Origin of the sequence: Cyclobacterium roseum (assembly GCF_010119225.1) — a bacterium.
In the GTDB taxonomy this organism is placed as follows: Bacteria; Bacteroidota; Bacteroidia; order Cytophagales; family Cyclobacteriaceae; genus Cyclobacterium; species Cyclobacterium roseum.
Genome location: NZ_WNKF01000005.1, coordinates 286,149 through 311,318, shown reverse-complemented (window position 1 = coordinate 311,318; position 25,170 = coordinate 286,149). Strand labels below are relative to the sequence as shown.

Genomic DNA, 25,170 nt, shown 5'->3' with positions numbered 1-25,170 from the left:
TTTTTGTAAAAGGATAAAAAAAACCTACCAGGCGCAACGGTGCCCGGTAGGCGATTTGATCAATTTGGGATCAGCCCATGGGGATCGATCACAAATTTTTTGGCCGCACCTCCGTCAAAATCCTTATATCCCTGGACAGATTCCTTCAGCGATATAATTTGTACATTCACTGCTTTGGCAATTTGCACCTTGTCGTACAAAATGGCCTGCATCAGTTGCCGGTGGTATTTCATCACGGGGCACTGTCCGGTATGAAAGCTATGGGACTTTGCCCAGCCCAATCCCAAGCGGATGCTCAGGCTTCCTTTTTTGGCCGCCTCATCGACCGCTCCGGGATCCCCTGTAACATATAAGCCTGGAATACCAATACCACCTCCCGCCCGGGTCACATCCATCACCGAATTGAGGACCGTAGCAGGTGCTTCCTTATCTGCATCGGCTCCATGGCCTTTTGCTTCAAACCCCACGCAATCCACGGCACAGTCCACTTCGGGCACGCCCACGATATCAGCAATGGCATCGGCCAGCGGGGTTTTGTTCCTCAGGTCGATGGTTTCGCAGCCAAAGCTTTTGGCCTGAGCCAGGCGTTCGGGAATCATGTCGCCCACAATTACCACAGCAGCTCCAAGCAAATGGCAGGAAGCCGCACAGGCCAGTCCTACCGGGCCTGCACCTGCTACGTAGACAATGGATCCGGGGCCAACGCCCGCGGTCACTGCCCCGTGATAGCCCGTCGGGAAAATATCGGAGAGCAGGGTGAGATCGCGTATCTTTTCCATAGCCTGGTCCTTGTCAGGAAACTTCAACAGGTTAAAATCAGCGTAAGGCACCATGACATACTCCGATTGGCCGCCTACCCAGCCTCCCATATCCACATAGCCATAAGCGGCACCCGGTCGGGCGGGATTAACGTTCAGGCAGATACCCGTTTTTCCTTCTTTGCAATTGCGGCAACGGCCGCAGGCAATGTTGAAGGGCACCGATACCAGGTCACCTTCTTTGATGAATTCCACATCTCTACCTGCTTCGATGACGAGTCCGGTGATTTCATGGCCGAGAATCAGTCCTTCTGGTGCGGTGGTCCTTCCCCGGACCATGTGCTGGTCACTGCCGCAAATATTGGTGGAAACAATTTTGAGGATGACCCCATGGTGACATTTGCGGTCGCCAAGGGCCAGTTTTGGATAGTCGATTTCCCGGACCTCTACTTCTCCGGGTTTTACATAAGCTACTCCGTGATTTTTACACATGTCAATTTGGGTTTATGTGGACGATTTGTTTTTCTCTCCATCTACACTCCATATTCCGGATCCCACAGCGGCGATGTAAAGGAAAATGAAGCAATACAATACCGCTTTTTCGCCTCCGTTAAGTAAAGGATTCCATCCCTGGGGGGCATGCGCCATAAAAAAGGCGACTGCCATCTGTCCACTGGAGATAAACGCGGCAATACTACCAATCAGCCCAATCATGATGAGAATTCCCCCCACCAATTCCACCACACCGGCAAATCCCATCATGGAGAATAATTCTTTGGGTTCATCCCCTCCCGGCCAACCGATTAGTTTTTGGGATCCATGCATGGCAAAACTAAATCCTGCCACGATTCTTAAAATAGCATACAGTTGGGGAGCAAATTTTCCAAGATACTTTTCCATAGGTTATATTGTTTATTTTGTTGATGAATGAAACAATTTAATAAATAACCTGCAAAAACCAATTTTAAAATAGGTATTTCCTGGCAATAAAGAAAAGTCATGTTTATTATAATCAAATCTGGTTCCGATAATCGTTCATCCGCCACATTTTTGTGTTTTTTTCCTCCAAATGACTAACTTTAGGTCAAAACCAAGCCCATAATGAGAAAGCTATTTTTTTTATTTGCCTTAAGTACCCTGGTATCACCTGGATATGCTCAGAAAGCTACTATCGAGGGGGACCAAGTAGCCTACCAGAAACTGACTTTGTCCTGGGAAGGTCCCCAAGGAAACGAAGCAGCCCAAACGTTCTTAAACTTTCGCATGGAGGTGGAATTTACCGATCCTACAGGAAAATCCACTGTAGTACCTGGGTATTTTGCCGGTGACGGCATGGCAGGGGAAAGCAGTGCTACGGAGGGAAATATCTGGAGAGCACATTTATTACCCCTTATTCCCGGAGATTGGCAGTACCAGGCTCGATTTTATCAGGCCGATCGCGCAGCCATTGCTTCCACTATTCACGAAGAATGGGAGACTTCCTTTCACGGCGATGCCGGGGAATTTCAGGTAGCTCCTCCAGATGGTAAGGCACCCGGATTTTTATCCAAAGGGAAACTTGCGTATACCGGAGGCCATTTTTTACAGTTTACTAATGGCGATTATTTTTTGAAAATGGGAGCCAATTCGCCGGAGGTATTTTTGGAATATTCCGGATTTGATGGTACCGATTCAGATAGAGACTATCCCGCACACCTGAAGGACTGGGAAGAAACCGATCCGGTCTGGCAGGGAGGAAAGGGGAAAGGTATTCTGGGTGTCGTAAATTACCTTCAAGATCAAGGGATTAACGCCCATTATTTCCTTTTAATGAATGCCTATGGGGATGGGAAAAAGGCCTATCCCTGGAAAGGGCCGGATGCGTATTACGAATATGACCTTTCCAAACTGGATCAATGGCAACAGGTCTTCGATCACATGATGGCATCAGGGCTAATGCCTCAATTCGTCCTCTCCGAACAGGAAAACCAATCTTATTTTGAGGCCAAGGAAGGGGGCGTTTTTGCTGACAGCCGGAAAGTATATTACCGGGAGATGGCAGCCAGGTTTGGTTACCTTAATGCTGTTACCTGGAATATAGGAGAGGAAAGTGGCTGGGGCAAAGAGTCCACCGAAGAGGGGAAGGCGAATAGTACGGAGCAACGAAAGGACTTTGCTGCCTATTTAGAGGATCTTTTACCTGCTAATGAATTAATTGTCGTTCATAATGGGCCTTCCAATACCGACGCTATTTTTGATGGGTTGTTGGGAGATTCTCCCTATACCGGCATTAGCTACCAGGGTAATTTTGAAGATTCCTTTTATGGCTACGAGCGAATCCGGCACTGGCGGGAGCAATCTGCTCTCCATGGACAACCTTGGGTAGTCACCTACGACGAGCCTTATACGAATCCCGAGTTTCCGGATCTGGATACCTGGAGAAAAAATGCGCTTTGGGCCGCCCTGATTGCTGGAGGTGCGGGGGTTGAAATCTATTTTGGCAGCGGAAAAGACCTCACGATTCAAGATTACCGGCTATATGAAAAGTACTGGAAGACCATGGATCGGGCCAAATCCTTTTTCCTCAATAACAACCTTCCCTTTGAGAAACTGAAACCAATGAATCCGTCCGAAACGACCGGCTGGGGCCTGGCACTGGATTCAGAGGAGTTGGTTATTTATTTGCCGGAGGGCGGGAAAGGACAGGTGATTTTGCCTTCGGGAACCTATCGTATTCATTGGTATGATCCGAGGATGGGAGAGATGTATACTACCGGAGAGCCAATAGAAGTGGCAGAAAAAGAAAAGGTAAGTCTTGGGCAGGCTCCCCATGATGCAGAAAACGACTGGGTTGTTTGGATAAGCAGAGACTAATGGCGGGAAAGGGAACGAAGAAGAATAAATATTCGAAATTAGGTACTTTTGGAGGGGTTTTTACCCCTTCTTTGCTTACTATATTAGGGGTCATCATGTACCTCCGGTTTGGATGGGTGGTGGGAAATGTGGGGCTAATCGGCACCCTGCTGATTGTAACACTATCTACCTCCATTACCTTTCTTACCTCGCTGTCCATAGCCGCGGTGGCCACCAATGCTCCTGTAAAAGGCGGAGGGGCTTATTTTCTGATCAGCAGATCCTTGGGAGCAGAAATTGGTGGGGCCGTGGGAATCCCCCTATATTTGGCACAAGCCTTTTCGGTTTCTCTTTACATCATTGGATTTTCGGAAAGTTTGACGGCGGTATTTCCAGTGCTGGAACCCCGATGGATCAGCCTGGTGACCACGCTTCTTTTAGGGTTCCTGGCGTTGTTTTCCACTAAAGCTACGATCAAAGTTCAATACATCATTTTAGCGCTGATAGCGCTTTCATTGCTTTCTCTTGCCTTAGGCAGGCCGTTGGAAGATTCCCATATCGAATTATGGGGTGTGCCCGCTTCCCAGTCGGTGAGTTTCTGGCAGGTTTTTGCCATATTTTTCCCGGCGGTTACCGGGATAATGACGGGAGTAAACATGTCCGGAGACCTAAAAGATCCGGCTAAATCCATCCCTAAAGGCACTTTCCTGGCAGTGGGTGTTGGCTTTGTGATTTACATGATCCTGCCAATTATCCTGGCTTCCAGAGTTGATGCCGCTACCCTGGTAGCTGAGCCCCTGATCATGCAGCAGATCGCTGTTTGGGGCGGGGCCATTCTTCTGGGGGTGTGGGGAGCTACCTTGTCCAGCGCTACCGGAAGCCTACTGGGTGCTCCCCGGGTATTGCAGGCACTGGCAAATGACAAGATTCTACCCTCTTGGGCAGGTTTCTTTACTAAGGTTGTAGGAAAAGAGAAAATACCACAGGCAGCTACCCTCTTTACGATAGGCATAACCTTGGTGACCGTGTATTTTGGCAATCTGAATCTGATCGCTCCGATTTTGACCATGTTTTTCCTGACTACCTATGCGGTATTGAATGTAACTGCCGGGGTAGAAACCTTTTTGAAAAGCCCTTCCTTTCGACCCAAGTTCAAGGTGCACTGGATTTTTTCTTTATTGGGAGCCCTGGGTTGTGCAGCCGTGATGTTTCTAATCAATTCTCTAGCTACCATCGCGGCATTTCTGGTGATCGGCATTATTTTTATATGGCTGAAACGAAGGAAAATAAGAAGAACCTGGGGAGGTCTGGGTAGCGGCATTCTGTCTTCCATCATCCGCTATGCTTTGCTCAGGTTAGAAAAGGAGGTAGATGCCAAGAGTTGGCGGCCCAATATTCTGGTTTTGTCCGGATCACCCACCAAACGTTGGCGACTAATCGAATTGACCAATGATATTACCAACGGTAACTCCCTGTTTACGGTCAGTACCATTCTTTCGGAATCGAATGTGCCTCAGGAAAAGGTCAAAGACTACGAAAGCCAGATCATGGACTTTCTGGCCAATAAAAATGTACATGCTTTAGTTCGCGTGCTGCGAGCCCCGGATCCCTTCACAGGCGCCACCCAATTGGTAAATGCGTATGGCTTGGGGCAACTGGTTCCCAATACGGTTCTATTGGGCGATACAAAGGAAAATGCACATTTAAAGCCTTATTCCGAAATGATTAGGCATTTTTATAAATCCCGGAAAAACGTCATTATCGTCCAGGATGAGAATAATAAAGGGTTCAGGGAAAAGCAGGTAATCGATATCTGGTGGGGAGGGCTGAAAAAAAACGGAAGCCTGATGATCATTTTGGCCTACTTGTTAAAAAACAGCAGGGAATGGCAACAGGCCCAGGTGAATGTAAAGATGGTGGTCCCCAACTCCGAAGCCTCAGCAGGTGCCCGAAAAAATTTAGATGCCATTTTTTCAGGCATGCGTACCGGTTTTGGGTACCAGATTTTAGAGTCGCAGGGAAGGGATTTCTGGGACATCTTGAGTGAAGAATCTGCCAAAAGTGATTTGGTGCTGATAGGTCTGGCTGTCCCTGAGCTGGAAGGTGAATTTGAGGTATATTACACCGCATTAAAGGAAAAAACCCAGGCCTTACCTACCAAGGTTTTTGTTTTGGCAGCTCAGGAAGTGGAATTTGATAAGGTGTTGCACTAGCCGGTATACCGATTCCTAAAGACTATTCAAAAAAAAAGGGTCTTGTTGGAACCGGTAGAATCTTTCGGCAATGCGTGCTGGCGAGTAGGGATTGGATGGCGAATAAAGGTCACCTTTCAGGGTTTGGTTTTACGTTTTTGTTGCTGTCTGTGGTCACTTGACCCTGTGCTTTGGTGTTTCGCCACTTCGTGGCTGGGTTTGCAACGGTTTGTCCTAAATAAAAGATAACGATTTAAGCAATAGTAATTGCTAGTTTTTCCACCTATTTACATTCAATCAAGCCCTGTGTGTTTGGGATTAGTGGTAATTATTTCTGGGGAGGCGTGATATCTTCCGGTCCTTTTGCCTGATTTTTCGAATAATTTTTCATTTTTGACCCGAAAAGGCTTACTTTCATTGATTTTGGTATAATAAATGTGCGTTAACTAGAACGAAATCAGGTTACTAATTTGATCTGTCAGTAATCTTCTCCCATTTTACAACGATACCCATAAAAAAATGAACACTGGATTTGAACGGATAAAAGAATTGCTAGGTAAGGATGAGGAATATTATTTAGGTCACCAGAGTAAGACCTTTGATAAAAAATTGTTGCACCTTCCTTCGACTGATTTTGTAGATGAAATTTTTGTAAACAGTAACCGGAGCCCACAGGTGCTGCGCAATTTGGCTGGCCTGTTTAACCATGGAAGATTGGCAGGAAGTGGTTACCTTTCCATTCTTCCCGTCGACCAGGGCATCGAACATTCCGCAGGCAGTGCGTTCGCTCCAAACCCGGTGTATTTTGATCCCGAAAACATCATCCGGCTTTCCATGGAGGCCGGTTGCAATGGCGTAGCCACGACCATGGGCACACTAGGGGTGATCGCAAGAAAATACGCCCATAAAATTCCTTTTGTTGCTAAAATAAACCATAATGAACTGCTGACATACCCTAATAAACACGAGCAAATCATGTTTGGCTCGGTTGAGGATGCCTGGAATCTGGGGGCAGCAGCCGTCGGAGCAACCATTTATTTCGGATCTGAGGGCTCTAACCGGCAAATCATTGAAGTATCGGAGGCCTTTGAAAGAGCCCATGAACTCGGTATGGCTACCATATTGTGGTGCTATACCCGGAACAGTGGTTTTGAAAAGGACGGTAAAAATTACGAAACCGCAGCAGACCTGACCGGACAGGCCAACCACTTGGGGGTCACCTTGCAGGCAGATATCATCAAGCAAAAACTCCCTACCCACAACGGGGGATTTACCAGTATTAATTTTGGAAAATCTCACCCCGATATGTATGATAAGCTGAGCAGTAGCCATCCCATTGATTTGTGCCGCTATCAGGTAGCCAATTGTTACATGGGTAGAATTGGTCTTATTAATTCTGGCGGCGCTTCATCTGGGGAAGATGACCTGCAGGAGGCTGTTAAAACAGCAGTCGTTAACAAGCGTGCCGGCGGCATGGGCCTGATTATGGGTAGAAAGGCTTTCCAGCGCCCCATGGATAAAGGTGTGGAATTGCTTAACACCATTCAGGATGTGTATTTAAGCAAAGAAATAGACGTTGCCTGATTTTATTCCAACAATTTTTGATGTGGTGTGAAGAATATCTTCATAAAGATTGTCCTTACTGGTATTTTAAAATAATTTTATTTTGCCCGAAACCTTACCTTATACCTAATCCGAAAAAATGATGTCAAAAAAGGTACCACCCACTATACAGGCGATCATATTGGATATGGACGGTGTGATCACAGACAGTGCCAGACTACATGCCAACGCCTGGAAGCAGATGTTTGACGAATACTTGGAAAAGGTGCAGGGTAAGAATTTTGATCCTTTGGATATTGGGAAGGATTATAAACGCTTTATTGACGGGGTCTCCAGGCATGACGGGGTCCGCGCCTTTCTTGAATCCCGCCAATTAGCCCTGACCGAAGGCAACCCCGAAGACGACCCGGAGGTGGATTCAATAGTTGGTCTGGGTAAGAGGAAAAATAATATTTTTTTAGATTTGATGGAGAAGGAGGGAGTGGACGTTTTTCCGGATACATTGGAAATGGTAAAGAAGTGGAAAAAGGAAGGGATAAAATTGGCGGTCATTTCGGCGAGTCGAAATTGTCGGCGGATTTTGGAAGCTGCTGATATGCTGTACTGGTTTGATGTTAGGATAGATGGTGAAATAGCCAGGGAGCAGGAGATTCCAGGCAAACCGGCACCTGATGTGTTTATTAAGGCCATGGAGAATCTAAATGCTGATTTGGATCGTACCCTAATTATAGAAGATGCCATTGCTGGGATCAAAGCAGGTAAAAAAGGTGGTTTTTCGGCGGTAGTTGGGGTAGCTAGAAATGGAGAGGATGAAGCGCTTCGTAATGCGGGGGCTGACATTGTGGTACATGAACTTACCGAATTGGAAAATATTATGGAAACACTAAAGAAACCCTGGGAAACGGCGACACTTCCCCATGCGCTGGAAAGCTTCCAGGATATTATTACTGACATCGAGGGGAAGCGACCGGTGTTATTTTTTGATTACGACGGCACACTGACTCCCATCGTGGAAGACCCCAATGCGGCTGAATTAGCCCCTGACAGTAAGAAAATTATTCAGCGATTGTCAGATCAATTTACCATTGCGATCATCAGTGGGCGGGGCTTGGCCGATTTAAAATCAAAAGTCAAGCTTCAGGGATTGATTTATGCAGGTAGCCACGGTTTTGAGATTTCTGGTCCTAATGGGCTGGAGATGCAATACGAGCCAGGTAAAGAGATCCTTCCCATTTTGGACAAGGTTGAAAAGAAGTTGAAAAAGCGGATTGAAGCGATCGATGGCTGCGAGGTGGAAAGGAAGAAATATGCCATCGCGGTCCATTACCGGCGGGTAGAAGCAGGAAAGGTAGCGGAGGTTGAAAATGCAGTGGAAGAAGTTCTGGATGGGCAGCCGCGACTTAAAATCGGGAAGGGTAAAAAGATTCTGGAGCTCAAGCCGGACCTGGATTGGCATAAAGGACACGCATTAAATTGGCTGCTTGATGAATTGGATTTAGCAGGAGCCCAATACCATCCTATTTTCATTGGTGACGATATTACGGACGAAGATGCGCTAAAAGCCTTAAACGGTACCGGCATTTTGGTGGGCTCCCACGGGCAAAAAACCTATGCCGATTACCGGTTAAAGGATACCGGGGAGGTATATGGGTTTTTAGAGGAGTTGGGAAAATGGGATAAAGGTAACTCCTAATTGGAAAGTAAAAATGCCGGTAGAGCCAGAAATGTAAAATCAAATCAAAAACCAGCTTAAAAGCGCATATGAAGGATAATTTTAGCATCGTTTACGAGGGATGGAAGCCCGAAAAGCAAAAACTAAGAGAAGCTTTATGTACCTTAGGCAATGGGTACATTGCTACCCGGGGGGCGGCTGAGGAAAGCCGCAGCGATGATTTTAATTACCCGGGCACCTATCTTGCGGGAGGTTTCAACAGGGCCAGGACCGAGGTATCTGGGAAAATGATTGTAAACGAAGATTTTGTCAACTTCTCTAACTGGCTATGCCTCAATTTCAGAGCGGAAGGAGGCGCATGGCTCAACCTTCACAGCCAAAAGATACTGGACTATCGGCAGACGCTCGATATGAAATGCGGGGTTTTGATGCGTGAATTTCGCATAGAGGATGAAGATGGAAGAATAACAGCCATTACCTGCAAGCGGATTGTGAGCATGCGGGACAAACATATAGCAGGCATTCATTGGTCATTAACCCCAGAAAACTGGAGCGGCAAAATAGAGTTCCGTTCCGGGTTGGATGGAAATGTGAGCAATGACAATGTAGCTCGGTATCGCGAATTGGAGAACAGGCATTTAAAGCCTCAGGAGACAGAAAAAATTGATGATAATGCCATTTTTCTATTAGTGAGCACCCGGCAATCCAGAATATTCATGGCCCAGGCAGCCAGAACCTCCCTTTATCAGGACGAAAGGGAAATGAGCCCTGTGATTACCACCAACCAGCGGGAAGGATATATTGAACAAGTATTGCGGGTAGAGTTGGAAGAGGGAAAAACCTATACCTTGGAAAAGGTGGTGGGTATTTATACCAGCAGGGATAGGGCAATCAGTGAACCCGGGGTAGAGGCAAAAAAGGCCATAAAGCGAGCTGGGCGTTTTGAAGAAATTAGTTTTCGTCATGAGGAGGCGCTAAAGACCCTATGGAATAGAGCAGATATAGGAATCATCAATGGAGATAGAAACCAACAGCTGCTCCGTCTGCATATTTTCCATTTGCTCCAGACGGTATCCACCAATATCATCGGAATGGATGTGGGCGTGCCATCCAGAGGACTTCACGGAGAGGGGTACCGGGGACATATCTTTTGGGATGAGCTGTATATCTTCCCCTTTTTAAATCTGCGGTTTCCGGACCTAACCAGGAGTTTGCTCATGTACCGGTATTACCGCATTGAGGAAGCCAGGTTTGCCGCTAAGGAAGATGGAAAAAAAGGAACCATGTATCCCTGGCAAAGTGGTAGCAACGGCAGGGAGGAAACACAGGTGGTACATTTGAACCCCCAGTCAGGAAACTGGATACCTGATAATACCCACCTGCAGCGACATATCAATTCGGCCATTGCATACAATATTTGGAACTATTACCTAACGACGGAAGATCAACAATTTCTCTCCTATTTCGGAGCGGAAATGTTTTTAAGCATCGCCCAGTTTTGGGAAAGTATGACCAGCTACAACAAGGAAGAAGACCGGTATGAAATTCACGGGGTCGTGGGCCCGGACGAATACCACACTTCCTATCCAGACTCCGATCAGGTTGGGCTAAATAACAATGCCTATACCAATGTAATGGCGGCATGGGTCATGCAAAAGGCACTTCATATCGTAGAAATTATTGAGAAAAGCAGGCGTAGAGAGCTGATGAAGGAGCTCCACATCAAGGAGACAGACCTGGAATTGTGGAAGGATATCAGCACAAAAATGTACGTTCCCTTCATCGAAGAGGGTATCATTGCCCAGTTCGAGGGGTACGAAAAGCTGGACGAATTTCCCTGGGAAGAATATCGAAACAAATACGAAGATATTCACCGGTTGGATCGAGTGTTAGAAAATGAAGGAGATAGCCCGAATCGGTATAAGGCCAGCAAGCAGGCCGATGTGTTGATGCTTTTTTACTTGTTTACGAAAACAGAAATTCAGCGTATTTTTAACCAGCTTGGAATCGAATACTCGGAAGAGATGGTTTCGAAAAACATCGCTTATTACAGAGAGCGGACCTCCCATGGGTCCACTTTGAGTCGGGTGGTGTTTTCCTGGATTTTATTAAAATACGATCAGCAACAGTCCTGGGATAATTTTGAGACGGTGCTAATCAGTGATTTTGAGGATATCCAAGGCGGTACTACTCCGGAGGGCATTCATCTGGGAGCCATGGCGGGATCCCTGGACCTGGTCCAAAGGGCTTTTCTTGGGCTGGAAGTAGGAGAAGAAGCTTTGTGGATTGACCCTCCGATGTTGGATCATCTTAAGAAGATTTCTTTGCGGGTTCAATACAGGCGTCATTGGATTGCGTTTTCACTGGACGATAAAAAATTAACCATAACCTTCGAAACCGGATGGAAAAACGAAGTAAAAATAGGTGTTCAAGGCAAAAGCTATACGTTTAAACTTGGCGAAGTAAGGGAGTTTTACCTTGATGAATAATTTCAATCTACCGATTACCAACAAATAACAAGAGTTACAGGATATGGCAAAGTCTACAGCATCTGACAGTAAAGAAAAGGATTTCTATCTTCAAACGGTCGAGGAAGTACTGGATGCGTTTGAGGTAGACCCTGAAAACGGGCTTTCGGATACAGAAGTAGAAGCAAGAAGGAAAAAGTTTGGGCCAAACATCTTGGAAGAACAGGAAAAAGAAAGCATTTGGCAAATTTTCATTTCTCAAATTAATAATCCTGTCATTTACCTACTCTCAGCCGCGGCATTACTTGCCTTTATTTTTGGTGATTTGGCAGAGGGAATTGCTATTCTGGTAGTGCTGCTAGTCAATACATTCATTGGTTTTTGGATGGAGTTTAAGGCGCAAAAGTCCATGGAAGCCTTGAAGGATATGGACAAGACCACCGCCCAGGTACTGAGAAACGGACGAAAAACATCGATCAATGCAGAAAGTATTGTCCCCGGAGATATCGTTTTGGTGGAATCAGGAGATCTTGTACCAGCCGATGGGAGGCTAGTTTCGGCCAATGAACTGGGGCTGGATGAATCACCTCTTACGGGTGAGTCCGTACCTGTAAGCAAGACCCCGGAAAAGGCTAAAGAAGAGAAACCGGTAGCAGACCGAAGTAATATTTTGTATAAAGGAACCGCCGTCACCACCGGAACCGGTAAAGTCGTTATTTATGGTACCGGAATGCATACCGAATTGGGAAATATCTCCGCTCTTGTCGGGGAGCAAGAAAAGGACAGCACCCCGCTTAACCAAAAATTGAACCGGTTGACGAAAAATCTGATCTACGTAACCATTGGCCTGGCAGTGGCTTTTCTGATTGTCGGCTGGTTAACTGGAAAGGAAATTTACGAGCTGGTTCAGACCTCCATTGCCTGGACCATTGCCGCCATTCCGGAGGGGCTTCCCATCGTGGCAAGTATAGCCCTGGCTCGGGGAATGCTGAAATTGGCAAAAAAGAACGTGATCGTAAAAAAACTGGAGGCAGTAGAAACGTTGGGTGAAACGACGCTTATTTTTACAGACAAAACCGGCACGCTTACAAAAAACCAACTTACTGTCAACACCTTTGTTTTTCCACAAGAGAAGCGATTGGATTTTGACTGGTCAGAAGGTGGTCAAGTTAACCTAAGTGGTTCGGAGGAATCCGACGAAGATGAGAATTTTCAACAGGCATTTAAAGTGGCCGTATTGGCCAACGATGCCAATTTATTGGCGGAGAATACTGAATCCAGTGATGATTCGAACGAATCCTCCCAAGGTAGTGGGGACGGCACCATTACTGACAACGGGCATGGGGAAGCGTCAGATAAGATGGATAGCGGAGCCGGTGAGGGTGATCCTCTGGAAATAGCGCTACTCCATTTTTCCAAAAAATTTGATTCAACTCGGTTTGAAGAACTGCGGAAGTTGGAAAGGGAATTACACGATCCGTTTGATTCCGAATCCATGGTGATGGGAGCGGTTTACAAAGAGGACGATTCGCACTATGTGGCCGGGAAAGGGGCTGCACAAGCCCTTATAGAACGATCCCAAAAGATTTTAATGGGGGGAGAAGTGAAATCCTTGTCCGAGGAAGATAAAGATTTTTGGTATCAAAAAAACGATGAGCTTGCCGATGAGGGATTGAGGGTGTTGGCCTTTGGCTACAAGAAGTTAGACCAGTTACCTGAAGGAAAAGCTGCAGAAGATTTTTTACAGGAAATGATTTTTATTGGCTTGGTCGGATTTATCGATCCGCCCCGAATTGAGGTAGCAAAGGCCATGGACACCTGTAAAGAAGCAGGTATCCGGGTGGTAATGGTAACGGGCGACCATCCCGGAACGGCCCGGAACGTGGGGGAGCAGGTGCATCTAATTGATGATAAAGACAAGAAGGAATCGGTGACCATGTCCGGGAAAGATCTTAATATGAAATTGGAAGAAGCTGAACGTAATGAGCTTGCAGCGATCCGTATTTTTTCGCGAGTGGATCCTTCTCAAAAACTACATTTAATAAAATACTTTCAGAATCAGGGGGAGATAGTAGGCATGACCGGGGACGGAATCAATGACGCTCCTGCATTGAAAAAGGCTAATATTGGCATCGCCATGGGCAAAAGAGGCACCCAGGTGGCCCAGGAGGTTTCGGATATGGTGCTAAAAGACGATGCTTTCGGATCCATCGTAAAGGCGATAGAGCAGGGGCGCGTTATTTTTGGCAATATCCGGAAATTTATCATGTACCAATTGTCTTATCACCTTAGTGAAATTCTGATCATCGCCCTGGTCAGTTTCAGCCTTTTTACCTTACCGCTCTTGCCCTTGCAGTTGCTTTTTCTCAATCTGTTGTCGGATGTATTTCCGGCTTTGGCATTAGGCGTGGGTGAAGGTAATGCGGGAGTGATGAAACTTCCCCCAAAAGATCCTCAGGAACCGCTATTGACCCGTGCAAACTGGTTGCAAATTGCCTTGTACGGCTTGATACTGACGCTTTGCATCTCGGGAGCTTATTTCTTTGCCCATTTTGTATGGGAGCAGCCCGAAGAAATCACGAATAACGTGGCCTTTTTCAGCCTTGCTTTCGCTCAATTATTACACGTTTTTAATATGAGAGAAGGAGATGAAAGTGTCTTTAACAATCAAGTTACTCGGAATAAGTACATCTGGATGGCACTTGGATTGTGCGTAAGTTTATTGGCATTGGCCTTTTTCATTCCTCAGGTTAGCGAAATTCTTTCCTTTCAGGAAATGGAAGGGAGGCTATGGGGACTTATTGCCCTGACCAGCATTATGCCGTTGATTATCATACAGGTAATCAAACAATTCAAAAAGTAAGCCTTATTAACCACTACGCATCAATAATCAAATCCTTTATCAAAAAATTCGGGTAGAGTCCAGGATTTGATTATCGAAAAATGCGCAACGATTCAATTTCTTATAGGTTATTTATTTTTGGCATTCATCCAAAAGGCAAGTCCGGAGATCGTGATGATTCCAAATAAAACGAGCGCAACATTAACATCTCGCTGCGTTTTCTGTGCTTTTTTAAGGTAAGTAGAGCCAATGCCTTTTGTAGCAATAAAATCTTCAATTTTTTTAAGACGATCTTCTATTTCTCCTGTTGCCTTCTTCGTAATATCCATAATTATTTCGTTTTTTATTTTGGTTAATCAATAAGTATAACTGAGTTAGGAAAAAAATAGTTCTGATTTCAACAGGCTGATCTGGCTTTTAGACTCAAAACCCAACAGGTTCGTTTCCGAATCATCTAAATTACAAGTTGACGACTTTGATAACCCAATAGGCTGGATTGGCATGGGGATTGTTTTATTTATACCATATATTGAATAAATTTAAACAGTAAATTAAGTTAGTAGTATGTTCTTTAAGGAAGTAAAAAAAGTGATAAAGCTGAAAAAAATCAGATTGATACCGATTGCTTTTCTAGGACTATTCGTTGGTTTGATTTCCGGTTGTGAGGTGGACGATGACGATGTGGTACCGCTTCCGGAGATTTCCTACGTGGGATTGTACCACGCTTCTCCAGATGCGCCCTCACTTGATATACTAATGGAAAACGGGCGTATCAATTATTATCCTTTGAGATATGCAGATTATACGAATTATCTCAATTTCTACGCTGGAGAACGAACCATGCGTGTAAGTCCGGTAAATGCATCCAATGTGGTGGTGGATACCACGTTTACATTTGAAACGGGAGCGGCTTATTCGTTATTTTATGTGAATGAGTACGATGACATGCAGGCAATGTTGGTAGAAGATGAAGAAGTGTCCATTTCTTCGGGCGAGGCTTCGGTGCGTTTTGTTCATCTTTCTCCTGATTCTCCTGAAGTAAATGTGACCAGGAATATGGAAGATGAAATGACTACACTGGTCGAAGGAAATGCGTACCTGGAGGCGACCGAATTCGTTACGGTTGATAGCGGCGTACAGTCCTTTCAGGTTAATTTAACGGATGGTGGCGCCGAAGTCCTATCCATTCCAGATCTAAATTTACGATCTGGTGGGGTATATACCATCGTAGCCAGAGGTTATAACACGCCGCCGGCGGGGAATAATAATAACCTCAGTGCGGATGTGTTGATAAATAATTAAAGTTTAAAGAATGATTAGTTATAAGGCAAAGACCCGATGCAGGTATTTAGCCTGCATCGGGTCTTTTCTATTTATGATAAAATGTATGATGGCATCTTAAAGGTAGGACGATGAATGATAAGGGAAACTACACTCGATTTTTTAAAGATTTGACGAACAGGGATACGGCAGAAGTGGGGGGTAAAAATGCATCACTCGGCGAGATGATCAGTCAATTGGGTCCGAAAGGCATCCGCATTCCATCAGGTTTTGCAACTACCTCCGATGCCTATTGGCATTTTATGGACCATAATGGGCTCAGGGAAAAGGTAGCTGGCACATTAGAAAAATTGGATAAAAAAGATTTTAAAAACCTTAAATCAATAGGAGAAAAACTTAGGGGTTTCATTTTAGCTGCCAAGTTTCCAGAAGATTTGAAAAATAGCATCAAGGAAGCATATCATCAACTCGAAGAACAGGAAGAAAGCCTGACCAGTGTTGCGGTGAGAAGTAGTGCCACTGCGGAAGATCTTCCGGATGCATCCTTTGCCGGACAGCATGATTCATTTCTGAATATTCAGGGAGCGGAAAATACCCTTGATGCCTGCAAGAAATGTTATGCTTCTTTATTCACAGAAAGGGCCATTCGTTACCGGGAACATAATGGTTTTGACCATCTTAGTGTCGCTTTATCTGCAGGAGTTCAAAAGATGGTTCGTGCAGATAAGGCTGCTGCCGGTGTTGGTTTCACCATTTTGCCCGACACAGGGTATGAAAAAGTGATCTTTCTTACGGGTAGTTGGGGCCTGGGTGACAATGTGGTGCAGGGAGCGGTTAACGCGGATGAATTCCTGGTGTTTAAACCGGCATTGAAAAAAGGAATGCGCGCTATCATTTCCAAGAAATTAGGTAGCAAAGAACAAACCATGGTTTACGCCAAAGATGGCAAAAAGGGTACGACGGTTAACCGTAAAACTCCATTAAAAGACCGGAATAAATTTGTCCTTACGGATGAAGAAGTTACAAAATTGGCTGTCTGGTCACTTGAGATCGAAAATCACTACGGAAGAGCCATGGACATTGAATGGGCGAAAGATGGCGAAAGTGGGGAGTTGTTTATCGTTCAGGCCAGACCCGAAACCGTCCATTCCGGGAAGGAAAAGGCAAAAATCAAAGAATACAGGCTAAAAGGTGAGGGTAAGGTACTTAGCACCGGAACCGCTATAGGAGAAAAAGTCACCAAAGGGGTGAGCCGGATCCTCGATTCCCCCGATGAATCGAATAAACTTCAGAAAGGAGATGTGTTGGTAACCAACATCACCAATCCGGATTGGGACAATGTGATGAAAAAAGCTTCTGCCATCGTTACCAACAGTGGGGGCCGTACCAGCCATGCCGCCATTGTGGCCAGAGAACTGGGTGCCGTGGCAGTGGTGGGAACTGAAAATGCCACGGATACTATTCAAGACGGCCAGGAAATAACGGTCTCAAGTGCAGAAGGGAATACCGGTAAAGTCTATGATGGGTTTATTGAATGGGAGGAGGAGGAGATTGATTTTCAAGAATATGCGGAACCAAGTACGGAGGTGATGTTGATTCTTGCAGACCCGGGGCTTGCTTTCAGTTATAGTAATTACCCGGTAAAGGGGGTAGGACTGATGCGATTGGAATTTGTAATAAATAATAGCATACAAATCCATCCCCTGGCACTTTTACATTTTAGCGAACTCAAAAACAAGCAAGCAAAAAAGAAAATTGAAGCGTTGACGAGCACCTATTCCGAAAAACGCTTATTTTTTGTGGATAAACTGGCGGAAGGAGTGGCTACCATAGCCGCGGCATTTTATCCCAGGGAGGTAATTGTTAGAATGAGTGATTTTAAATCCAATGAATATGCCAACCTGATCGGCGGGGAAGAATTCGAGCCGGATGAAGAAAATCCAATGCTGGGGTTTAGGGGTGCCTCCAGGTACTACAGTGATGCGTACAGAGAGGCATTCGGTATGGAGTGCGAAGCCATGAAAGTGGTTAGGGATGATATGGGCTTGACGAATGTGAAGTTAATGGTCCCCTTTTGCAGAACCTTGGAAGAAGGAGAGAAAGTCATCAATCTTATGGGGGATTTTGGTTTAAAGCAAGGATGGAATGGTCTGGAAATCTATGTGATGTGTGAAATACCCGCAAATGTATTGCAGGCCGAAGAATATGCAGCCATTTTTGACGGCTTTTCAATCGGTTCAAATGATCTTACTCAGCTTACCCTGGGACTTGACAGGGATTCTTCCCTTGTGAGCCATTTGTTTGATGAACAAAACGATGCCTCAAAACAAATGATCAGTATGGCGATTGACAAGGCCAAAAAGAAAGGAAAGAAAATTGGACTTTGTGGTCAGGCTCCCAGTGATTTTCCCGAATTCGCTCAATTTCTGGTCGAAAAAGGAATTGATAGTATTTCCTTCAATCCGGATGCGGTGGCCAAAGGAATAAAAAATATTTTAGATGCTGAGAATAAGTGATTTGCAAAGAGAGATAAATTTATAGATCAGACTAATGGATATTGACCAACATTATCCTTACCACAGCTTAGAAAAAGAAGAAGTTATCAAAAAGTTGAAGTCGGAGGAGAAGGGACTTTCTTCCGAAGAAGCAAGGCAGCGCCTGGACCAATTCGGTGAAAATAAATTACCGGACAAAGGGGGCATAAATCCGTTTCTCTTATTTATCAAACAATTCAAGGATTTCCTTATCCTCATACTTTTTATAGCAGCGGGGATTGCATTTTGGGCCGATCAAATGGCTGATGTGTATATTATTTTAGCAGTCATCCTGTTTAATGCCATCATGGGTTTTACCCAGGAATATAAAGCGGAGAAGGCCGTCCAGGCCATAAAAAGCCTCGAACAAAAATCCGCCTTTGTCATCCGGGATGGACAGGAAGAAAAAATTCCCGCCGAAAAAGTGGTGCCTGGAGACCTGATGGTTTTAAAGGAGGGGAATACCGTTGCTGCCGATGGCCGGTTGCTGGAAGTGAAAGAGCTGAGGACAGCGGAAGCTTCACTGACTGGAGAATCCATGCCGATAGATAAAGAAACAGTGCCTGCGGAAGAGGGCGCACCTATAGGCGATAGGGTCAATATGGTGTGGAAAAGCACCAACGTAGTGAAGGGAAGAGGAAAGGCTGTGGTCACCGCCACCGGAACCCATACCGAAATCGGTAAAATTGCTCAATCCATGGATCAAATGGAAATGCAGGATTCCAACTTTCGGAAGAAAACGAGTTTATTGGGCAAACAAATGGCAGGTATTGCCATTATTACGTCCGCTGTTGTCTTCTCCCTGGGATATTGGTTTAGGGACTATGAATTTCAGGAAACCTTACTGGTAACCATAGCGGTTCTGGTGTCCATAATTCCAGAAGGATTGCCAGCCGTAATTTCCATTGTCCTGGCCATTGGGGCAAACCGGATGGCCAAACAAAATGTCATCATCCGTGAATTTACAGCTACAGAAATGATGGGATCCGTATCCACCATCCTTACCGACAAGACCGGAACCTTGACCCAAAGTATCCTAGTCGTCAAGCAATTATTTTCCGGTAGTGGCAAAGAAGTAGGTGTTTCCGGTACGGGTTATGAATCAAAGGGAGATTTTAAGGTCAATGACGAAGATTTGGATCTCGAAAACAGCCCGATTGAAAAAAAACTCTTTGCCATAGCAGCATATTGTAATGATGCCAGACTAAAAGAGGAGGATAGGCAGCGACAGGATGGTCAAGGTGAAAAAGAAAGTGAGGAGGGATCGGAATGTAATGAAGCTGAGCAGGCAGAAGGAGATCCCAATGAAGTGGCCATGTTGGTAGTAGGTGCCAAAGCAAAAATCAAATCCATGTCCCCTTTTGATCAATACAAAAAACGGGATGACCTGGCATTTAATTCAGAAAAGAAATTCAGGGCATCCCTGGTGGATACGGAGGATGGCCCGGAAATATTTGTAATAGGTGCTCCCGAACGGTTATTGGAATTGAGCGCGGAGTACCTTACTTCAGATGGCAGCAAACAACTGGATGATGAAAAGAGAAAGGAAATCCAGGATAAAATGGATGAATACGCCAAGGATGCCATGCGGGTACTTGCCTTGGGATATAAAAAAGCCAAAGGTAAAAACGAAATAGTGGCAGACGATGTGGAAAATTTGACCTGGGTAGGGATAACAGGCATCATTGATCCTCCCAGAGACGGCGTTCGGGAGTCTATTCAAGAATGCAGGACAGCAGGGATACGGGTAATTATGGTAACCGGAGACCATAAAATAACAGCTGCTGCCATCGCCAGGGAGGTGGGGATTTTAGATGAAGAAACCGAGGATACTGCTTTGAAGACCCAGGAATTGGATGTGGAGGATGATCAATTTGATGAATACCTGCAAAACGTAAATGTCTTTGCCAGGATGAATCCCGATACCAAACTCAGGATTGCGGAAAGACTTCAGGCAAAGGATACGCTGATCGCCATGACCGGGGACGGCGTCAATGATGCTCCAGCACTTAAGCGTGCAGATGTGGGAATCTCCATGGGAATCAGGGGTACCGATGTGGCCAGAGATGCTTCGGAGATTGTTTTGCAGGATGACAATTTTAAAAGCATTGTCAGCGCCATCCGGGAAGGGAGGATTGTCTTTAACAATGTTCGGATCACAAGTTATTTTCTTTTGACCACCAACTTTGCTTTTGGTTTGGCTTTTATCATCAGCATGGCCTTGGGTTTTCCTTTGTTGTTAACGGCTGTTCAGGTGCTGTACGTTAATCTGGTCACAGCAGGGATTGTAGATGTGGCCTTGGCCACTGAACCCGGGCATGGGGATATCATGAAACAAGCCCCGGTGAAGAAGAGCGAAAAAATTCTAAAAGGGGATATTGTTCCTTTCCTCTTTTTGGTTTCGGCGGTAATTGTGGCGCTGACCCTCCTCTCTTTTCAATTTTACCTTTCTGAGGGAGAGCAAATGGCCAGAACGGCTGCTTTTGTAGCCGTTTCAATGACACAGATTTTCAATGTATTCAACTTGCGGTCTCTCCGGTTATCCGTTTTTGAAATAGGGTTATTTACCAATCGATGGGTGAATTTTGCATTCTTGGGAGCGGTATTGCTCCAGTTGTTGGTGATAAAAGTTCCCTTCTTAAGGGAGCTGATGGGATTTGAAAATTTACCTTGGGCAGACCTATTGTTGATTACCATTGCTTCCGCTGCCATCGTTGTGGCCGGGGAATTGTATAAATATATAAGATTCAGGAAAAATTAGAATAACATGAAAGCTACCGTATACAGCATATCTCCTTATGAAAAACCCTACTTTGACACCAAAGGAGAAAAGGGAGGTATTTCATTTTTTCTCCATAAGGAACCACTCACGGAAGGGTCCGTCTCCCTGGCCGAAGGCAGTGATGCCATTGTTGTTTTTGCCAATGACCAGGTCACAGCCGGGGTTTTGGATAAACTACATGAGTCAGGCGTCAAATTTATAGCTACCCGGTCCATGGGTATGGACCATATTGATTTGGAAAAAGCCAAAGCACTGGGTATTAAGGTTGCCAATGTGCCACATTATTCTCCACATAGTGTGGCCGAACATAGCGTTGCACTGATGCTGGCACTCAATCGCAGGCTGAACCAGGCCAACCAAAAAGTCAGGAATCATGATTTTGAACTGGATGGCCTCGTAGGCTTTGACATGCATGGCAAAACGGTCGGCTTGCTGGGGGCAGGTGAAATCGGAGAAGTAAGCGTTAAAATTTTATCTGGATTTGGCTGCAAAATTCTGATTTATGACCTGGAAGAGAATAAGGAATTGATAGATAAATACCAGGTAAAATATGAAAGTATTGAAGAGGTTTGTAAAAGATCGGACATCATTTCCATCCATGCACCGCTCACCAAGGAAACGAAACACCTTATCGATAAGGAAAAAATTAACTGGATGAAGAAAGGAGTGATGCTGATCAATACGGCGAGGGGAGCCATTTGTGAAACAGAAGCCTTGATAGATGGGCTCAAGGAAGGGAAGATCGGGTATTTGGGAATGGATGTCTATGAACATGAAAAAGGCCTGTTTTTTGAGGACCATAGTAATGATGTCGTTCAGGATGATTTGTTTATACGCCTTTTGGGATTCAAAAATGTATTGATTACCGCTCATCAGGCATTTCTTACCCATGAGGCAATAAAAGAAAACATGGAGACGACCATTCAAAATCTTAACGATTGGGCGAAAGGAAAGAAAGCCATGCATGAGCAATAAGAGCCCTTTTTCCTACTTAAATCGGAGGTAACCGTAAAATAGATAGGTATGAATACTACATGGAGGCAAATGGTAGATGACCAACTGAAGAAAAGAGGTATCAATGATCCGCTGGTAATCAAAGCCATGTCGGAGGTGGATCGGAAAGATTTTGTTCCTATAAAATACCAACGTATGGCCTATGAAGACCGGCCGTTACCGATTGGCAATAACCAAACCATCAGCCAACCCTACATGGTAGCCTATATGGCCCAGGCCCTGGGTCTTCAGGAAGATGATGTCCTATTGGAAATTGGTACGGGATGTGGGTACAATGCAGCCATTTTATCTCAACTAGTCACTCATGTTTATAGCCTGGAAATCATTGAGGGGCTGGTCCCCTTTGCCGAGAAAAATTTAAGCCGGGCGGGAATCAATAATGTTTCCATCCGTTGCGGGGATGGCAAGGAAGGTTGGGCTGATAAAGGACCGTTTGATGCGGTCATGCTGACAGCAGCAGCGGATGAAATTCCAAAAACACTAAAAGCGCAATTAAAACCTGGCGGCAGGTTGATTGCACCGGTGGGAAAAATCTCCCAGCGACTTATCCTACTGGAAAAAACCGGTCAGGACCAGTTTCGGGAAGAAGAGCGTATCCCTGTACAGTTTGTGCCCATGACGGGAGGATCAAATTGAAGCGGCAATTGAAGTAAATTAAATCTATAAAATCTGTAAAGTCGGAAACCATCATGGAGGCGGCAGCGCTTTTTATGGGCAGCACAACTCACTTAGCCAAACCGTAGCTTGAAAATGGTATTTGTCGCTCATTAGTAAATGTGGAGAGGATCTGCCAGCACTGAGGATAACCAGGATAAATTTACGGTACCCAATTTAGCCCATGCCTTAGAAGAACAAAAAATAAAACCCCATCCCCAATGAAAACAAGGTAAGGAAGCCAATGCCGACGACAGCTAAAACCTGCATGGCCCGGCCTGGCCGTTGACTTGCTAACAGTTGCTCACTGAAAACCAGCCGGTAATTAAGAAAGGCAATGAGGGGTGCTATCAAAAAGGAGATGGTGGTGGCCAGGTTAATCAGCTCGGTAAAGGAGGTCATAAAAAAGCGGATGGTGCCAAATCCACCCAAGCCGATCAGACTGATCCAAAAAAGGTATTGTTGCCTGTTTTCGGGTTTGTTTCGCAATACCGCTACCGCTCTTACCGTGGACCGGGCGTAGCCGTCCATCACGCCGATACAGGTTCCAAGCATGATGGTAAATCCGGCTGCTGCGATGATAGGAAAAGTCCAGTCCCCTAAATTGCTGGCGTACAGACGTACCACTCCCGATGCAAAGCCAACGTTATTGTTGGGCAATGTTTGATCGGTTCCGTAGAGTAGGAAAGCTCCCAAAACAACGAAGCACAGGGAGAGCCCAGCAGAGATCCAGTAGCCCAGGTTAAATTCAAAAACCGTTTCGTTTACGCTTGGCTGGTAGCCACTTTGCTTTATTCTTTCGGTGGTCCACAGGCTGTTCCAGGTGGAGGAGTCGATGGCAGAAGGCATCCAACCCATCAGACCGATTATAAATGGGAGGGTTGCCGGACGGACCAGTGTTTGCAACGGCTGCCAAACCAAGGGCGCTTCCGGCCCCCTGAACAGGGCTATAAAAAATGCCAGCAGGGTGCTGAGCAACATAAAGGTCCCGATGACTTTGATCCCTGCATCCAACACGGCATATCTACCCAGCGCCAGAAAGGAAAAGGTAAACGCAAATAAAGCCAGGGACGGGAGGTAATAGTAAGCGGCGGGCAATTCAATCCCAAAGAGAAATTGTAAAAAGCCTGCGGCCACAAAAGTGACGGCAGCGTTTACAAAGAACATGGAAAGCAAATTAATGCCCAAATACAACTTAAGGTACGCTGAATGGAGCAACTGATACCCATCGATCAACGAACGGCCGGTAGCGGAGGCGTAGCGGGAGCCAAATTCAAAAAAAGGCCATTTAAATAGGTTAGCGGCAAGTATGAACACCAGCAGTCCAAAACCATATTCGGCCCCGGCCCGGGTACTCTGCACCAAATGCGATACCCCAATAGCGGTGCTCGCAAATAGAATCCCCGGTCCCAGGGTTTTGAAAAAGGCGCCTCTTTTCAAATGCCTAGTCGTTTGGTTTCCAGGATACCCCTAGTTTGTCACCCAGGGCTTTGAGATCTTCAATGACAGGATCTAGTAGTGGAATTCCATGTTGCCTGCGTTCTGCCTCTAACTCCCTCTCCGGATCTCCGGGAATCAATACCCTTTGCTGTCCTTTCACCGGTTCCGCTTCCCTAAAGCGTCCGATCCATTGATCCATGTGTTTTTTAAATTCATCTGCAGGTCGGAATGCATCGACGCACATGGCACCGAAGAAATGCCCCAATCCTTCTCCTACGGGATTGGGATGTGGTTCCAGAAAAGCGACAAAGGGAGGAACCCAGGGGCCATAATTGGCCCCGGAGAGCACAGCGGAGAAAATATCTACCACCGATCCCAGCCCATATCCCTTATGGGAGCCATGTTCCCGATCGCCACCCAATGGCAATAAAGCACCCCCATCTTTGACCCCAAGTGGGCTTGTGGTAGGATTCCCATCCCGATCCTGAATCCAGCCCAGCGGAGCATCCTGTTTTTTGCGCTGCAAAATTTCAAGTTTCCCGTTGGCAGCGGTGGTCGTGGCCATATCCAAAACGAAAGGAGGTTGATCATTTGCCGGGATAGCCACTGATATGGGGTTGGTACCAAGCATCCGTTCCCTGGAAAAAGTAGGGCTCACCAGTGGGCTGGCGTTGGTAAGGGAAATACCAATCATATCGTGCTTTAAAGCTTCCATGGCATGAATACCAGCGATGCCATAATGGTTGGAATTCTTGACGGAGACCCAGCCGGTTCCGGCTGTTTTAGCCTTATCAATAGCTACCTGCATCGCAAAGGGGGCGACTACCAATCCCAGTCCGCCATCCCCATCTACTACCGCCGTGCTGGGGGTTTCGTGGACGATGCGTATCTCAGGAACGGCATTGATCCGGTTGGCTTCCCATAGTCGCACGTATCCCGACAGTCGGGCTACCCCGTGAGAATCCACGCCTCTTAGGTCTGCGGCCAAAAGCACGCGGGCAGCTGTAGCCGCATCTTTTTCTGGGCAGCCGATTTTTCGTAGGATTCTTTGGGTGAAATTTTCTAAATGATCAAAACTAAAATTCATACCTGCTAGGAATAGGGGTTACTTTTCGGGTGCAAAAATGCAAAAAGTAAT

16 protein-coding genes are annotated in these 25,170 nt (G+C 45.8%); 11 read left to right on the top strand and 5 right to left on the bottom strand.

All coding sequences use genetic code 11. The features are described from left to right. Window positions 1-59 precede the first annotated feature (59 nt). Complete coding sequence (fdhA, locus tag GJQ68_RS09955; RefSeq protein WP_162417136.1) at window positions 60-1,250, bottom strand: formaldehyde dehydrogenase, glutathione-independent; 1,191 nt, start codon at window positions 1,248-1,250, stop codon at window positions 60-62. Between the two features lie 12 nt (window positions 1,251-1,262). Continuing rightward, window positions 1,263-1,658 (bottom strand): DoxX family protein, encoded by a 396-nt coding sequence (locus GJQ68_RS09950; RefSeq protein ID WP_162342052.1) that lies wholly within the window; start codon window positions 1,656-1,658, stop codon window positions 1,263-1,265. Window positions 1,659-1,859: 201 nt separating this feature from the next. Here GJQ68_RS09950 and GJQ68_RS09945 point away from each other — a divergent pair, with 201 nt between their 5' ends. From GJQ68_RS09945 to GJQ68_RS09920, 6 genes are all read left to right on the top strand, one after another. Continuing rightward, window positions 1,860-3,611, top strand: coding sequence for a DUF5060 domain-containing protein (locus GJQ68_RS09945; RefSeq protein WP_162417135.1), 1,752 nt, complete (start codon window positions 1,860-1,862; stop codon window positions 3,609-3,611). Continuing rightward, window positions 3,593-5,803, top strand: a complete 2,211-nt coding sequence (locus GJQ68_RS09940) for an APC family permease (protein WP_235941264.1) — start codon at window positions 3,593-3,595, stop codon at window positions 5,801-5,803. The genes GJQ68_RS09945 and GJQ68_RS09940 overlap by 19 nt, the downstream gene beginning before the upstream one ends. Before the next feature lie 498 nt (window positions 5,804-6,301). Further along, on the top strand, window positions 6,302-7,366 hold the full coding sequence (locus tag GJQ68_RS09935) for a class I fructose-bisphosphate aldolase (RefSeq protein WP_162417134.1): 1,065 nt from the start codon (window positions 6,302-6,304) through the stop codon (window positions 7,364-7,366). Between the two features lie 118 nt (window positions 7,367-7,484). Then, window positions 7,485-9,038 (top strand): trehalose-phosphatase, encoded by a 1,554-nt coding sequence (gene otsB / locus GJQ68_RS09930; RefSeq protein WP_162417133.1) that lies wholly within the window; start codon window positions 7,485-7,487, stop codon window positions 9,036-9,038. 68 nt (window positions 9,039-9,106) lie between these two features. Continuing rightward, window positions 9,107-11,506 (top strand): glycoside hydrolase family 65 protein, encoded by a 2,400-nt coding sequence (locus GJQ68_RS09925; protein ID WP_162417132.1) that lies wholly within the window; start codon window positions 9,107-9,109, stop codon window positions 11,504-11,506. Between the two features lie 43 nt (window positions 11,507-11,549). Further along, window positions 11,550-14,348: a cation-translocating P-type ATPase gene (locus tag GJQ68_RS09920; RefSeq protein ID WP_162417131.1), complete on the top strand. Its 2,799-nt coding sequence runs from the start codon at window positions 11,550-11,552 to the stop codon at window positions 14,346-14,348. 107 nt (window positions 14,349-14,455) lie between these two features. Here GJQ68_RS09920 and GJQ68_RS09915 read toward each other — a convergent pair whose 3' ends face one another. Beyond that, window positions 14,456-14,656: a hypothetical protein gene (locus GJQ68_RS09915; protein WP_162342059.1), complete on the bottom strand. Its 201-nt coding sequence runs from the start codon at window positions 14,654-14,656 to the stop codon at window positions 14,456-14,458. Between the two features lie 235 nt (window positions 14,657-14,891). On the opposite strand from GJQ68_RS09915, the gene GJQ68_RS09910 reads away from it, so the two are divergent. From GJQ68_RS09910 to GJQ68_RS09890, 5 genes are all read left to right on the top strand, one after another. Continuing rightward, window positions 14,892-15,629 carry a DUF4397 domain-containing protein gene (locus tag GJQ68_RS09910; RefSeq protein WP_162417130.1) on the top strand — a complete coding sequence of 246 codons (738 nt, stop codon included), beginning with the start codon at window positions 14,892-14,894 and terminating at the stop codon, window positions 15,627-15,629. 110 nt (window positions 15,630-15,739) lie between these two features. Further along, complete coding sequence (gene ppsA, locus GJQ68_RS09905) at window positions 15,740-18,124, top strand: phosphoenolpyruvate synthase (protein ID WP_162417129.1); 2,385 nt, start codon at window positions 15,740-15,742, stop codon at window positions 18,122-18,124. A 34-nt stretch (window positions 18,125-18,158) separates the two neighbouring features. After that, entirely contained in the window at window positions 18,159-20,903 is a 2,745-nt protein-coding gene (locus GJQ68_RS09900) for a cation-translocating P-type ATPase (RefSeq protein ID WP_162417128.1), read from the top strand. A 6-nt stretch (window positions 20,904-20,909) separates the two neighbouring features. Continuing rightward, window positions 20,910-21,899 carry a 2-hydroxyacid dehydrogenase gene (locus GJQ68_RS09895; protein WP_162417127.1) on the top strand — a complete coding sequence of 330 codons (990 nt, stop codon included), beginning with the start codon at window positions 20,910-20,912 and terminating at the stop codon, window positions 21,897-21,899. A gap of 48 nt (window positions 21,900-21,947) precedes the next feature. Then, complete coding sequence (locus tag GJQ68_RS09890) at window positions 21,948-22,574, top strand: protein-L-isoaspartate(D-aspartate) O-methyltransferase (RefSeq protein ID WP_162417126.1); 627 nt, start codon at window positions 21,948-21,950, stop codon at window positions 22,572-22,574. A 207-nt stretch (window positions 22,575-22,781) separates the two neighbouring features. Here GJQ68_RS09890 and GJQ68_RS09885 read toward each other — a convergent pair whose 3' ends face one another. Then, entirely contained in the window at window positions 22,782-24,032 is a 1,251-nt protein-coding gene (locus tag GJQ68_RS09885; protein WP_162417125.1) for an NRAMP family divalent metal transporter, read from the bottom strand. A 4-nt stretch (window positions 24,033-24,036) separates the two neighbouring features. Further along, on the bottom strand, window positions 24,037-25,119 hold the full coding sequence (locus tag GJQ68_RS09880; RefSeq protein WP_162417124.1) for an Ldh family oxidoreductase: 1,083 nt from the start codon (window positions 25,117-25,119) through the stop codon (window positions 24,037-24,039). Between the last annotated feature and the right edge of the window lie 51 nt (window positions 25,120-25,170).

What these genes read in the sequence shown, in the direction of transcription:
- GJQ68_RS09915 (WP_162342059.1), bottom strand. Translation starts at nt 14,656, where the DNA reads ATGGATATTACGAAGAAGGCAACAGGAGAAATAGAAGATCGTCTTAAA.
- GJQ68_RS09895 (WP_162417127.1), top strand. Translation starts at nt 20,910, where the DNA reads ATGAAAGCTACCGTATACAGCATATCTCCTTATGAAAAACCCTACTTT.
- GJQ68_RS09910 (WP_162417130.1), top strand. Translation starts at nt 14,892, where the DNA reads ATGTTCTTTAAGGAAGTAAAAAAAGTGATAAAGCTGAAAAAAATCAGA.
- GJQ68_RS09900 (WP_162417128.1), top strand. Translation starts at nt 18,159, where the DNA reads ATGGATATTGACCAACATTATCCTTACCACAGCTTAGAAAAAGAAGAA.
- GJQ68_RS09925 (WP_162417132.1), top strand. Translation starts at nt 9,107, where the DNA reads ATGAAGGATAATTTTAGCATCGTTTACGAGGGATGGAAGCCCGAAAAG.
- GJQ68_RS09890 (WP_162417126.1), top strand. Translation starts at nt 21,948, where the DNA reads ATGAATACTACATGGAGGCAAATGGTAGATGACCAACTGAAGAAAAGA.
- GJQ68_RS09950 (WP_162342052.1), bottom strand. Translation starts at nt 1,658, where the DNA reads ATGGAAAAGTATCTTGGAAAATTTGCTCCCCAACTGTATGCTATTTTA.
- ppsA (WP_162417129.1), top strand. Translation starts at nt 15,740, where the DNA reads ATGAATGATAAGGGAAACTACACTCGATTTTTTAAAGATTTGACGAAC.
- GJQ68_RS09880 (WP_162417124.1), bottom strand. Translation starts at nt 25,119, where the DNA reads ATGAATTTTAGTTTTGATCATTTAGAAAATTTCACCCAAAGAATCCTA.
- GJQ68_RS09920 (WP_162417131.1), top strand. Translation starts at nt 11,550, where the DNA reads ATGGCAAAGTCTACAGCATCTGACAGTAAAGAAAAGGATTTCTATCTT.
- GJQ68_RS09935 (WP_162417134.1), top strand. Translation starts at nt 6,302, where the DNA reads ATGAACACTGGATTTGAACGGATAAAAGAATTGCTAGGTAAGGATGAG.
- otsB (WP_162417133.1), top strand. Translation starts at nt 7,485, where the DNA reads ATGATGTCAAAAAAGGTACCACCCACTATACAGGCGATCATATTGGAT.
- fdhA (WP_162417136.1), bottom strand. Translation starts at nt 1,250, where the DNA reads ATGTGTAAAAATCACGGAGTAGCTTATGTAAAACCCGGAGAAGTAGAG.
- GJQ68_RS09945 (WP_162417135.1), top strand. Translation starts at nt 1,860, where the DNA reads ATGAGAAAGCTATTTTTTTTATTTGCCTTAAGTACCCTGGTATCACCT.